The organism is Mycobacterium sp. NGS41, from assembly GCF_059812725.1.
On record NZ_JCALDF010000006.1, the window covers coordinates 131,422 to 143,309 of the forward strand.

Sequence of the window (11,888 nt, forward strand, 5' to 3'; positions counted from 1 at the left end):
TAGACCGGCCCTGTGAGATTGTCCGCGATCGCTGGGCGAGCCCGCCAGGCGAGGGCTACGGTCATGGGATGAAGCGGCTTTCAAGTGTCGATGCGGCGTTTTGGTCAGCAGAAACTGCGGGCTGGCATATGCATGTGGGTGCGCTCGCGATCTGCGATATCCAGCACGCGCCCGAGTACAGCTTTCAGCGACTTCGCGAACTGCTCATCGAGCGCTTGCCGGAGCTGCCGCAGCTGCGCTGGCGGGTCACCGGTGCCCCGCTGGGGCTGGACCGGCCGTGGTTCGTCGAGGACCAGGAACTCGACATCGATTTCCACGTCCGCCGCATCGGAGTTCCGGCACCCGGTGAGCGCCGTGAGGTCGAAGAGCTGGTGGGCAGGCTGATGTCGTACAAGCTGGACCGCTCCCGACCGCTGTGGGAACTGTGGGTGATCGAGGGCGTGAGCGGCGGCCGGATGGCGACGCTGACCAAGATGCATCACGCCATCGTCGACGGCGTCTCCGGCGCGGGACTGGGCGAGATCCTCTTGGACGTCACGCCGGAACCTCGGCCGCCACAAAAGGAGACGGTGGGATCACTGGTCGGATTTCAGCTCCCGGGCATTGAACGGCGTGCGGTAGGAGCGCTCATCAACGTGGCGGTCAAGACGCCGTTCCGCATCACGCGCCTGCTGGAGCAGACCGTGCGTCAGCAGATTGCTGCGTTGGGCGTCAGCACCAAGCCGCCCGGCTATTTCGAAGCGCCGAAGACCCGATTCAACGCTGCGGTTTCGCCGCATCGGCGGATCACCGGCTGCCGCGTCGAGCTGGCCCGGGCCAAGACCGTCAAGGATGCATTCGGTGTGAAGCTCAACGACGTGGTGCTCGCGATGGTGGCCGGTGCCGCCCGCGAATACCTGCAGAAGCGCGGCGAGCTGCCGGCCAAACCGCTCATTGCGCAGATCCCGGTCTCGACCCGCACCGACGCAACGGCGAGCGACGTCGGCAATCAGATCAGCTCGATGACCGCTTCGCTGGCCACCGATGTGGAGGATGCGGGTAAGCGGCTGAAGACCATCCACGAAAGCACGCAAAGCGCAAAGGAAATGGCCAAGGCGCTGTCGGCGCACCAGATCATGGGACTTACCGAAACCACGCCGCCCGGCCTGCTGCAGTTGGCCGCGCGGGCGTACACGGCCACCGGGCTGTCGCACAACCTGGCTCCGATCAACCTCGTTGTTTCCAATGTCCCGGGCCCGCCCATGCCGCTGTACATGGCCGGCGCCAAGTTGGACTCGTTGGTACCGCTCGGGCCTCCGGTGATGGACGTGGCGCTGAACATCACCTGCTTCTCCTACCGGGACTACTTGGACTTCGGTTTTGTCACCACGCCCGAAGTGGCCAACGACATCGACGAGATGGCCGACGCCATCGAGCCGGCGCTGGCCGAACTCGAACGGGCCGCCGAGCAGCTCTAGGCGGTCAGGGCTTGCCGTTCGCGGGCGGCGGGTTCGTCACGTACACCCAGGACAAGAACCGGGCCACGGCTTCGGCGGCGTGACGCGCCCGCGGGGAACCGAAGATGTCGAACGCGTGCTGGGCGTAGGGCAGTTCGGCATACGCGACCGGAGACTTCGACACCGAACGCAGCTCTTCGACGAACTCCCGTGCTTCGGCGACCGGGATGAGGGAGTCGTCGGTTCCGTGCAGGACGAAGAACGGCGGCGCATCGGCGTTTACGTACCGCAGCGGGGAGGCGTCGAGATAGATGTCCCGGTGCGTGCTGAGTTTCTGCTTGACTACTAGCCTTTCCATCACGTCGACGAACTGGGCGCGGCCGGGGGCCTCGGTGGAATACCACTCGTAGCGGCCGTAGAACGGGACGGCTGCCACCACCGACGTGTCGGCTTCTTCGAAGCCCGGCTGGAATTTGGGGTCGTTCGGGGTTAGGGCCGCCAGCGCGGACAGGTGACCGCCAGCCGAACCACCGCTGATCGCAACGAAATTCGGATCCCCGCCGTAGGCCGCGATGTTCTCCTTGACCCAGGCCAGCGCGCGCTTGACGTCGACGATGTGGTCGGGCCAGGTGTGCAGCGGGGCGACCCGGTAGTTCATCGAGACGCACACCCAACCGCGCGAAACCAGATCGGTCATCAACGGATACGCCTGGGGGCGGCGCCACCCGATCATCCACGCGCCACCGGGTACCTGCAGCAGCACCGGTGCCTTGCCGTCACGCGGCAGGTCCCGGCGGCGCCAGATGTCGGCCAGGTTAGCCCGCCCGTGCGGGCCGTAGGACACGATGTTCTGCTTGTCGACGAAGCGGCGCCGGGCCACCGTGGTGCGCAGCGGAGGATTGCGCCGGCCTCTGCCTTTCGAGCCGGAAGACTGCGTCGGCAGCGCCTTGAGTTCCTCTTCGTAATCGGGACCGAGCTGTTCGGTCAACCCGGCTTCCAGCACCGGGCCGGGAGTTGTGCTATTGCGATAGCGGATCACCCCCAGGATGCCCCAGGATGCGACGGTGAGGGCAAGCGCCGCTTTGCCTTTCGCGCCGGCGAAATCGCCGCGGCGGCCTCGGCGCACGGCGTCGAGCGCGGAGGCCGCACCATACAGACCCGGCACCTCCGACGCCGGCCAGCCAAACCAGAACACCAGCACCGACGCGTACGGGTTACGGCTGAGCGGATGTAATCCGTTGGCCGCGTTGAGTAATTCAACTGCGGCGCGAGTCAGCGGCCTTGGCGTGAACACACGCCGCCTCAAGGTCCGTAACAACCGGTCGCCTCTCATGAGCCACTCACCTGGGATTTGAGTTCGTTGCGCAGGATCTTGCCGGTGCTGCCGCGGGGAAGCTCGTCGAGGATGGCCAGTTCGCGGGGCACCTTGTAGTTGGCCAGGTTGTCGCGGACGTGCTGCTTGAGGGTCTCGACGTTGGCCGCGCCGCCGGGCTCGAGCACCACGAACGCCGCCAACCGCTGCCCGTACTGGTCGTCGTCCACGCCGATCACCGCCGCCTCGGCCACATCCGGGTGGGCGGATAGCGTCTTCTCCACCTCGATCGGGTAGACGTTCTCGCCGCCGGAGACGATCATTTCGTCGTCGCGGCCGACGACGAACAGCCGCCCGTTCTCGTCGAGGTAGCCGACGTCGCCCGAGGACATGAATCCAGCATGGAAATCCTTGGTGGCGCCCGATGTGTAGCCGTCGAACTGGGTGTCATTGTGGACGTAGATCGTGCCGACTTCACCGACCGGCAATTCGTTGAATTCCGGGTCCAGAATCCGGATTTCGGTTCCGCCGGCGGGCCGCCCGGCGGTGTCTGGTGCCGCGCGCAAATCCTCCGGCGTGGCGGTGGCGATCATGCCGGCCTCGGTCGCGTTGTAGTTGTTGTAGATCACGTCGCCGAACTGGTCCATGAACGAGATGACGACGTCGGGGCGCATCCGTGACCCGGACGCCGCGGCGAAGCGCAACGAGCGGCCGCTGTAGCGGCTGCGGACCTCGTCGGGCAGATCCATGATGCGGTCGAACATCACCGGTACCACCGCCAGGCCCGTCGCCTGGTGGCGGTCGATGAGGTCCAAGGTGGCTTCCGGGTCGAATTTGCGTCGGGTCACCACCGTGCAGGCCATCGACGCGGCGAAGATCAGTTGGGAAAAGCCCCACGCGTGGAACATCGGCGCCACGATCACCACCGTCTCCTCCGCGCGCCACGGGGTGCGGTCCAGGATCGCCTTAAGGGTTCCGATTCCAGCGCCGCCGCCAGACTGCTTGGCGCCCTTGGGCGTTCCGGTGGTTCCGGAGGTCAGCAGGATGATCTTGCCCTTGCGGCCGGCGCGTTCGGGCTGTTGCCCGGTGTGCTCGGCGATGAGCTTCTCGACCGTCAGTTCATGCGGACCGTCGGTCCAGGCCAGGATGCGGGTGGCATCCGGCTTATCGGCGAACGCGCGGTCCACCGTCGCGGTGAACTCCTCGTCGTAGATGACGGCCTCCACGTCTTCCCGGTTGACCACGTCGGCCATCGCCGGGCCGGCGAACGAGGTGTTGAGGAGCACGACGTCTGAGCCGATCCGGTTGGAGGCCACCAACGCCTCGACGAAACCACGGTGATTGCGGCACATGACCCCGATCACCTTGGGCTGTCCGGAGGGCAATCCTTGCAGCGCCACGGCCAGCGCGTTGATTCGCGCGTCGAGCTGTCGCCAGGTCAGCGTGCCCAGTTCGTCGACCAGGCCGGGACGGTCCGGGCAGCGCTGCGCCGCACTGGCGAAACCTACCGTCATGGCCATGCCTTCGCGGCGCATGGCAGCGGCCATCTTCACATAGCGGTCGGGTCGCATCGGCGCGATCATTCCGGCGCGCCGCAGGGTACTGATGATTCCCACCGCCTGGTCGATACGAGAAGCCCGAGATGTCATGTCTCAGCCCAGAATCGGGAAACGGCGCTCGGCGGCCAACTTGTCCAGACCCTGCTGCATCACCGACCGGACGTGCTCGTCGACCTCGTCGACGTCGGGGTCCGCGCCGAACTCTTTGGCGATGTCAATCGGTTCCAGCACCTCCGTGACGATTTTGGAGGGCAGCGGCAGGTTGGGTGGAATCGGAGAGGTCAATCCGAACGGAAAGCCGAACGACAGCGGCAGGATCTCGCTGCGCAGCAGCCGCTTCAGTTGCAGCGTCCGCGCCAGCCAGGTGCCCCGGGTCAGATAGAACTGGGTCTCTTGGCCGCCGATGGAGACCATCGGCACGATGGGCACTCCGGCTTCGATCGCCGTGCTGACGTACCCCTTGCGGCCGTTGAAGTCGATGACGTTCTCCGACGTCGTCGGCCGATACGCGTCGTAGTCGCCGCCGGGGAAAACCACCACCACGCCGCCGGTCCGCAACGCCTTGGCCGCGTTCTCACGGTTGGCCCGGATGTAGCCGGTGCGCCTGAAGAAGTCTCCGGTGACGCCCATGAAGAGGATGTCGTGGCTCAGTGTGTAGACGGGGCGGTCGTAGCCGAACTTGTCGTAGAAGTCGACGCTGAGGATCGGAATATCCATCGGAAACTGGCCGCCGGAGTGGTTCGCGACCACCAGCGCCCCGCCCGGCGGGAAGTTGTCCAGGCCATGCACCTCGGACCGGAAGTAGGTCTTCAACACCGGCCGCATCACGCTCATCAGCCGCTTGGTCAGACCGGGGTCCCACTTGCCGTGGTCGTGATCTTCGGTGTCAGTGCTCACGTTCCTCCTCCGAGGCTTCTTTGCCGTCGAGTCCCTAGATGGTAGCGATGGTGATCCCGCGCAGTGTCAAATGGTGCAGGGGGTGGCCGCGCAGAAGGGACGCAAAGTGGCCGAGTCCGACGGCGGGCCCCTTTCGGTGATCGTTCGACGGATGGACAAGATCCGCGACGACTTCATCGCGGAGTTGTTCGACATGATGAGGACCGAGATCAAGGGCCTCAACTACGACGCCCGGATGATCGACTTGTGGCGGGCGAGCCTCACCGAGAACGTCGTGGCGGCCACTCATTTCCTGGATCGAGACGCGCCCACATCCTTGATCGAGGCTCCGGCTGCTGCGCTGGCGTACGTTCGGGCGGCCGCGCAGCGCGATATCCCGTTGGCGCCCTTGATTCGAGCGCATCGGCTGGGACACGCGCGTTTCCTGGAGACGGCGATGCGCTACGTGTCGGTTCTGGAGCCCGCTCAGCAAGTGCCGACGCTCACCGAGCTGGTAAATCGTTCGGCCCGCCTTATCGACCTGGTCGCGGACCAATTGATCGTGGCCTACGAAGAGGAACACGATCGCTGGCTGAGCCGGCGCAGCGGCCTGCAACAGCGCTGGATCAGCGAGGTGCTGGCCGGTACCCCAATCGACGTTGCCCGCGCCGAGAAGCTGCTGCGCTATCGGTTCGACCGCAGCCATCTCGCGGCGATGGTATGGGTAGATGCGGCCGTGTCCCTCGGAGATGCGGTGGCGCTGTTCGACCAGGTGCGCTGCCTGTTGGCCGCAGAGCTGGGCGGCTTGGGGAATTCTTTGATGGTGCCGACCGATGAGCATGAAGCCCGGCTGTGGTTTTCACCGGTGGCGGCGCGGCCCCTCGATCCGTCGCGCCTGCGCGCGACGTTCGAGTCGGCAGGAATCCAGGCACGGCTGGCGTTCGGTCGGGTGGAGAACGGGCTGCGCGGATTCCGGGCGTCGTTGGAACAAGCCGAGCGGGCTAAGGCGGTGGCTCTGGCCGGGGAACGGCGCCGTCGCGACCGGGTCCTTTTCTACGGCGACGTCGCGCCGATAGCTTTGATGGCCGGTGACGTGGACGAGCTGAGGCGCTTCGTCACTGATGTGTTGGGCGATCTCAGTGTTGACGACGAGCGCAACGATTGGCTGCGCGAGACCTTGCGGGAGTTCCTGGCCCGCAACCGCAGCTATGTCGCCACAGCCGACGCGATGACCTTGCATCGCAACACTATTCAGTATCGTGTGGCGCAGGCGATGGAACTGTGCGGGCAGAGCATGGACGATCCCGATGCTGTGTTCAGGGTGCAGACGGCGTTGGAGGTCTGTCGGTGGATGGCCCCGGGGGTGCTGCGCGCGGCTAAGCAGACGTAAGCGTTGGTGCTGCGCGCACAAAAGTGATCATCAGGTTCGGCATGGGCGCATATGGTGCCCTGCGGACTCAACTGGCTAGCGTTTGCCCAGGTCAAACCCCATCCAGTTGAGAGTGACAGACATGAACCGAGCTGCCGACGACGCCGTTGCGGCAGATGCTGCGACGGCAGATGACCCGCAGGCCGACGACATTCTGCGGCTGCTCTCTCAGGTCTGCCGGCGGACCAACCTCCGGGTCGACATGTACCAGCGGGGAATTGACTTCGCCGATGCTCGCGGCGATGTCGGATACGCCTGTGCGTTCCGGCATTTGACGCACATTGACAAACACGACCGGCAGATTCTTGAGAGTGTGATCGATCGTCTGCAGCGGCGCTAACCCGCCTGGCTGGTGATTCCGAATAGAGTACTGACCAACCGGTTTCACAATCGCCAGGAACGAGGCCGCCATGGGATTCATGTCACCAGAACTGCCGGACGTCGACCCCGAGACCTGGCCGACCCGGCCGCGGGCGGAGCGACTTCAGGTCGTCACCCGGCACTGGGCCGAACACGGCTTCGGCACGCCCTACGCGGTGTATCTGCTCTACCTGATCAAGATTGGGCTGTACGTCGCGGTTCCGGCCGCGATCATCGCGCTGACCCCCGGCCTGGGCGGCCTGAGTCACATCGCCGACTGGTGGACCCAGCCGATCGTGTACCAGAAGTTCATCATCTTCACTCTGCTGTTCGAGGTCATGGGTTTCGGCTGCGGATCCGGTCCACTGACCGGGCGGTTCATGCCGCCGGTCGGCGGATTCCTGTATTGGTTGCGGCCCAGCACGATTCGCCTTCCCGCATGGCCGGGCAAGGTTCCGTTCACCGGCGGCGATAACCGCACCATCGTCGACGTCGGGCTGTACGCCGTCGTGTTGGCCGGCGCGGTGTGGGCGCTGTTGTCACCAGGTCGTGGCGGGCCGGTCACCGGCAGCGGCGACGTCGGATTGATCGACCCCGTCCTGGTGATCCCCACCATCGTCGCCCTGGCGCTACTGGGTCTGCGCGACAAGACGACCTTCCTGGCTGCCCGTGGCGAGCACTACTGGCTGAAACTGTTTGTGTTCTTCTTCCCGTTCATCCCCGACCAGATCGCGGCCTACAAACTGATCATGCTGTGCCTGTGGTGGGGCGCGGCGACCTCCAAACTCAACCATCACTTTCCCTACGTCGTGGCGGTGATGACGAGCAACAATGCGCTGCTGCGCAGCCGCCTGTTCAACCCGCTCAAACACCTGCTCTACCTCGACCACGTCAACGACCTGCGCCCGTCCCGGTTGCCGAAGCTGATGGCCCATGTCGGCGGTACCACCGCGGAATTCATCATCCCGACGGTTCTGGTGTTCGTCGCCGGCGATCAACCCTGGCGGTGGTTCCTCATCGGGTTCATGGTGATCTTCCACCTCAACATCCTTTCCAATCTCCCGATGGGAGTTCCGCTGGAATGGAATGTGTTCTTCATCTTCTCGCTGTTCTATCTGTTCGGGCACTACGGCGCGATCCGCGCCACCGACCTTCAGTCACCGCTGTTGCTGGCCCTGGTGCTCGTCGCGGCAGCCATAGCGATCGCGGGAAACCTCTTCCCCGAAAAGATTTCGTTCCTGCCGGGGATGCGGTATTACGCCGGCAACTGGGCCACCAGCCTGTGGTGCTTCCGCCCGGGTGCGGAGGAAAAGCTCGATGCCACCGTCGTCAAAAGCTCTGCGCTGGTTGTCAATCAGCTGGCCAGGCTCTACGACCCGGCAACCGCCGAAGTCATGGCCGACAAGGTAGCGGCGTTCCGCGCCATGCATACCCATGGCAGGGCGCTCAACGGACTATTGCCGCGCGCCTTGGGAGGCGAGGCCAACGAAGCCGACTACAAAGTGCGCGAAGGCGAAATCGTTGCGGGGCCGCTGGTCGGCTGGAACTTTGGCGAGGGGCATCTACACAACGAGCAACTGCTGGAGGCGGTGCAGCGGCGCTGCAACTTCGAGGAGGGCGACGTGCGGGTCATCATCCTCGAAGGCCAACCGATTCAGGTCCAAAAGCAGTGGTATCGCATCGTCGACGCCAAGACCGGGCTGATCGAAGCAGGCTATGTCGACGTCGCCGACATGCTGACCCGCCAGCCGTGGCCCGAGCCGGGCGACGAGTTCCCCGTCCATGTGACGCGTCAAAGCGCGACGCCCGGGACGTCATGACTTGGCCGTCGCGGTTTCGCTTCCCAGCAGTGCCGTGATCGCCAGCGCCGCTTTGCTGGTGTCGTGTTCTTCGCCGGTGATGATGTCGGAGTAGAGGAATGATTCGACGATCCGCACGATCAGATAGGCGAGGTCGTGCGGCGGCAACGGCGGGTGCATCCGTGCGCGCGTAATCTCCTCGCGCAAAAGGGTTTCGACGGCCGTAACCAGCCGCGCCTGCACCGTGCTGGCATGCGTGGTCAGGATTCTCAGCGCCCGTTCCGGTTCTCGGCGCAGAAACTCCCGAAAGTAGTCCGCCTGGTCCAGCAATGCCACGAAGCGGCCCATGATGGTCGAGATCCGCTGGCCTCCGGTCCCGGGAGCGTCCTTGACCGCCAGTGCCAGGGTCGGCTCGGCAAGCGACCAGACAATCTCGGCGAGTAGATCGTCGCGACTGCCGACCCAGCGAAACAGGGTGGCCCGGTTCACTCCGAGTTCGGCGGCCAGTTCCTGCATCTCGATCCGCCGGCCGGCGACGAACCATCGGCGCGCGATGCGGAAGGCGGTCAACGCATCAGGGCGGCGGTCCGTCTCCGCCAGCAGGCGGACCAACTGCGTTTCGGCCATGTCGCACCTCCTTGGACGTGACGAACTAGCGGCTCAGTTATGCAACAGACTATCAGATGTTGTAGCAGTGAAATAAATCGCAGATCGTTGCGTAAATGCAACATATCGAGATACGGTGCAAATATGACTCGGACCCCGCCCAGGAGCGCAGTGTGATGCACATCCTCGACAACTTCCGAATCGATGATCGGATCGCGATCGTCACCGGCGCGTCCAGCGGCCTCGGTGTCGCGTTCGCCCAGGCCCTGGCCGAGGCGGGCGCCGACGTGGTGCTGGCCGCGCGGCGCGAAGATCGGCTCGCCGAAACCGCCGCGCTCGTCGAAGCGGCGGGGAGTAAAGCCGTCACGGTGCGCACCGACGTCACCAACCCAAACCATTGCCAGATGCTGGTGGACGCCGCGATCGACACGTTCGGACGGGTCGACATCCTGGTCAACAACGCCGGCGTCGGGACCGCCGTCCCCGCCACCCGCGAGACGCCCGATCAGTTCCGGTCGGTCATCGACATCAACCTCAATGGGTGCTACTGGATGGCGCAGGCTTGCGCGCAGGTCATGCGGCCCGGCAGCTCGATCATCAACATCAGCAGCGTGCTCGGCCTCACCACCGCCGGGCTGCCGCAGGCCGCCTACGCCTCATCCAAGGCCGGCCTGATTGGCCTGACCCGCGATCTGGCCCAACAGTGGACCGGACGAAAAGGCATCCGGGTCAACGCGTTGGCGCCGGGCTTCTTCCAGTCCGAGATGACCGACCAGTTCCCCGACGGCTACATGGAGACCACGGTCATCCCGCGCACACTGATGGGCCGCGTCGGCCGCGCCGAAGAACTAAGCGCCGCAGTGGTCTTCCTCGCCAGCGACGCCAGCAGCTACGTCACCGGTGTCACGCTGCCCGTCGAGGGCGGCTTGCTCACCACCTGACCGTACGACTTGGAAAGGCAAGCCATTGAACGTCGGATCGCATCTGAGCAAACGAGCCGAGCTGAATCCCGAACTGGAGGCACTAGTCGACGACGGCGCCGGCCTGCGCTTCACCTTCGCCGAACTCAACAAGCAGGCCGACCGGGCCGCGCACATGCTGACCGGCTTGGGTCTCGCCAAGGGTGACCGCGTCGCGGTGCTGCTGCCCAACAGCCACGAATTCATCGAAGTCTTCTACGGCGCGGCCCGCGCCGGGCTGGTGTTCGTTCCCCTGAACTGCCGGCTGGTCGCTGACGAGCTGGCGTTCATGCTGCGCGACTCCGGGGCGACGGTGTTGGTGTTCGACGCCGAGTTCGATGCTGTCGTCGGCGAACTGCACGGCGGTGGCGGGGACGACATGCCGGTGGCCCACTGGTTGCGTGTCGGAGCTGACGGACCGGGTTGGACTTCGGACTTCGATGCTCTGGTTGAGCGGGCGCCGTCGGATCCGGCGCTGGTCGACGCGGACGATGATGACCCGCTGTTCATCATGTACACCTCCGGCACCACCGGGCTGCCGAAGGGCGCGGTGCACACCCACGACAGCGTGCAGTGGGCCGTGCTGACAATGCTGGCCAGCGGGGACATACGGTTCCGGGACCGCTATTTGATCGCAATGCCGATGTTTCACGTCGGAGCACTCACGCCGATGGTGTGCGGTGTCTATCGCGGCATGTCGATCATCCTGCTGCGCGGCTTCGACCCGACGCGGATCTGGGATGTGTTTGCCGAGGAGCAGGTCACGACCACACTAGCCGTGCCGGCGATGCTGAACTTCATGCTGCCGACCTATCGGCCCGAGCTGCGCGAGTCGTTGCAGTTGCGCGGTTTCTACAGCGGGGCGGCGCCGGTGCCACCGTCGTTGATCGAGACCTACGCCGGCCTCGGCTACGAGGTCCACCAGGTCTACGGCCTGACCGAGACGTGCGGCCCAGCCTGCGTGATCAGCCCCGACGACGCGCTGTCCCACATCGGGTCGACCGGCAAGGCGTTCTTCCACACCGAGGTGCGCATCGTCGACTTGCAGGGCGCCGATGTGGATCCCGGTACGCCGGGCGAGGTGCTGGTGCGCGGGCGTCACATCATGGCCGGTTACTGGAACCGCCCGGATGCCACCTCCGAGACGATCACCGACGGCTGGTTGCATACCGGCGATGTCGCCGTCCGCGACACCGACGGCTTCGTCTACATCCAGGATCGGATCAAGGACATGATCATCTCCGGCGGGGAGAACGTATACCCGGCCGAGATCGAAGACGTCCTGCTCTCGCACCCGGGTATTGCCGATGTCGCGGTGCTGGGCATGCCGTCGGCCAAGTGGGGCGAGTCGCCGTTGGCGGTGGTGGTGCGCGCCGACCCGGATCTCGACGAGGCCGCGGTGCTCGCGCACTGCAGCGGCAAGCTGGCGCGCTTCAAACTGCCCAAGCGGGCGGTGTTCATCGATCTCATCCCGCGCACGCCGACCGGTAAAGCACTGAAACGAGCTCTGCGCGATCAGTTTTCGTTCGACGCGCCCGAATAATCTAAGGAG

The 11,888-nt window shown here is 65.1% G+C and carries 10 protein-coding genes; 5 read left to right on the forward strand and 5 right to left on the reverse strand.

The window, feature by feature from the left end; genetic code table 11:
- The first annotated feature begins 68 nt into the window (after positions 1-68).
- A complete protein-coding gene (locus AC5Y21_RS08365) occupies positions 69-1,457 on the forward strand; it encodes a WS/DGAT/MGAT family O-acyltransferase (protein ID WP_499911216.1) in 1,389 nt (462 codons plus the stop codon).
- A 4-nt stretch (positions 1,458-1,461) separates the two neighbouring features.
- On the opposite strand, the gene AC5Y21_RS08370 is transcribed toward AC5Y21_RS08365, so the two are convergent.
- Genes AC5Y21_RS08370 through AC5Y21_RS08380 form a run of 3 tightly spaced genes read right to left on the reverse strand, consistent with a single transcriptional unit; the run spans position 1,462 to position 5,141 of the window.
- Positions 1,462-2,769: an alpha/beta hydrolase gene (locus tag AC5Y21_RS08370; protein ID WP_499911219.1), complete on the reverse strand. Its 1,308-nt coding sequence runs from the start codon at positions 2,767-2,769 to the stop codon at positions 1,462-1,464.
- Complete coding sequence (gene fadD12, locus AC5Y21_RS08375; protein ID WP_499911220.1) at positions 2,766-4,397, reverse strand: acyl-CoA ligase FadD12; 1,632 nt, start codon at positions 4,395-4,397, stop codon at positions 2,766-2,768. Before fadD12 ends, AC5Y21_RS08370 begins: the two co-directional genes overlap by 4 nt.
- A 3-nt stretch (positions 4,398-4,400) precedes the next feature.
- A complete protein-coding gene (locus tag AC5Y21_RS08380) occupies positions 4,401-5,141 on the reverse strand; it encodes a lysophospholipid acyltransferase family protein (protein WP_499911362.1) in 741 nt (246 codons plus the stop codon).
- Positions 5,142-5,310: 169 nt separating this feature from the next.
- Between AC5Y21_RS08380 and AC5Y21_RS08385 the strand changes: the two genes are divergently transcribed.
- Positions 5,311-6,573, forward strand: coding sequence for a PucR family transcriptional regulator (locus AC5Y21_RS08385; protein WP_499911363.1), 1,263 nt, complete (start codon positions 5,311-5,313; stop codon positions 6,571-6,573).
- Between the two features lie 91 nt (positions 6,574-6,664).
- On the opposite strand, the gene AC5Y21_RS08390 is transcribed toward AC5Y21_RS08385, so the two are convergent.
- Positions 6,665-7,024, reverse strand: a complete 360-nt coding sequence (locus tag AC5Y21_RS08390) for a hypothetical protein (RefSeq protein ID WP_499911223.1) — start codon at positions 7,022-7,024, stop codon at positions 6,665-6,667.
- On the opposite strand from AC5Y21_RS08390, the gene AC5Y21_RS08395 reads away from it, so the two are divergent.
- On the forward strand, positions 7,023-8,792 hold the full coding sequence (locus tag AC5Y21_RS08395) for a DUF3556 domain-containing protein (protein ID WP_499911225.1): 1,770 nt from the start codon (positions 7,023-7,025) through the stop codon (positions 8,790-8,792). The genes AC5Y21_RS08390 and AC5Y21_RS08395 overlap by 2 nt on opposite strands.
- Here the strand turns inward: AC5Y21_RS08395 and AC5Y21_RS08400 are convergent.
- Entirely contained in the window at positions 8,787-9,398 is a 612-nt protein-coding gene (locus tag AC5Y21_RS08400) for a QsdR family transcriptional regulator (protein WP_499911227.1), read from the reverse strand. The two genes, AC5Y21_RS08395 and AC5Y21_RS08400, sit on opposite strands and share 6 nt — an antisense overlap.
- A 155-nt stretch (positions 9,399-9,553) precedes the next feature.
- Between AC5Y21_RS08400 and AC5Y21_RS08405 the strand changes: the two genes are divergently transcribed.
- Positions 9,554-10,318: an SDR family NAD(P)-dependent oxidoreductase gene (locus AC5Y21_RS08405; RefSeq protein ID WP_499911364.1), complete on the forward strand. Its 765-nt coding sequence runs from the start codon at positions 9,554-9,556 to the stop codon at positions 10,316-10,318.
- 25 nt (positions 10,319-10,343) lie between these two features.
- Entirely contained in the window at positions 10,344-11,879 is a 1,536-nt protein-coding gene (locus AC5Y21_RS08410; RefSeq protein WP_499911229.1) for a long-chain-fatty-acid--CoA ligase, read from the forward strand.
- The last annotated feature ends 9 nt before the right edge of the window (positions 11,880-11,888 follow it).

Bases quoted from the DNA above. Each gene is read 5' to 3' on its own strand.
- AC5Y21_RS08370 (WP_499911219.1), bottom strand. From the start codon at position 2,769: ATGAGAGGCGACCGGTTGTTACGGACCTTGAGGCGGCGTGTGTTCACG.
- AC5Y21_RS08395 (WP_499911225.1), top strand. From the start codon at position 7,023: ATGGGATTCATGTCACCAGAACTGCCGGACGTCGACCCCGAGACCTGG.
- AC5Y21_RS08405 (WP_499911364.1), top strand. From the start codon at position 9,554: ATGCACATCCTCGACAACTTCCGAATCGATGATCGGATCGCGATCGTC.
- AC5Y21_RS08365 (WP_499911216.1), top strand. From the start codon at position 69: ATGAAGCGGCTTTCAAGTGTCGATGCGGCGTTTTGGTCAGCAGAAACT.
- AC5Y21_RS08400 (WP_499911227.1), bottom strand. From the start codon at position 9,398: ATGGCCGAAACGCAGTTGGTCCGCCTGCTGGCGGAGACGGACCGCCGC.
- AC5Y21_RS08390 (WP_499911223.1), bottom strand. From the start codon at position 7,024: ATGGCGGCCTCGTTCCTGGCGATTGTGAAACCGGTTGGTCAGTACTCT.
- fadD12 (WP_499911220.1), bottom strand. From the start codon at position 4,397: ATGACATCTCGGGCTTCTCGTATCGACCAGGCGGTGGGAATCATCAGT.
- AC5Y21_RS08380 (WP_499911362.1), bottom strand. From the start codon at position 5,141: ATGAGCGTGATGCGGCCGGTGTTGAAGACCTACTTCCGGTCCGAGGTG.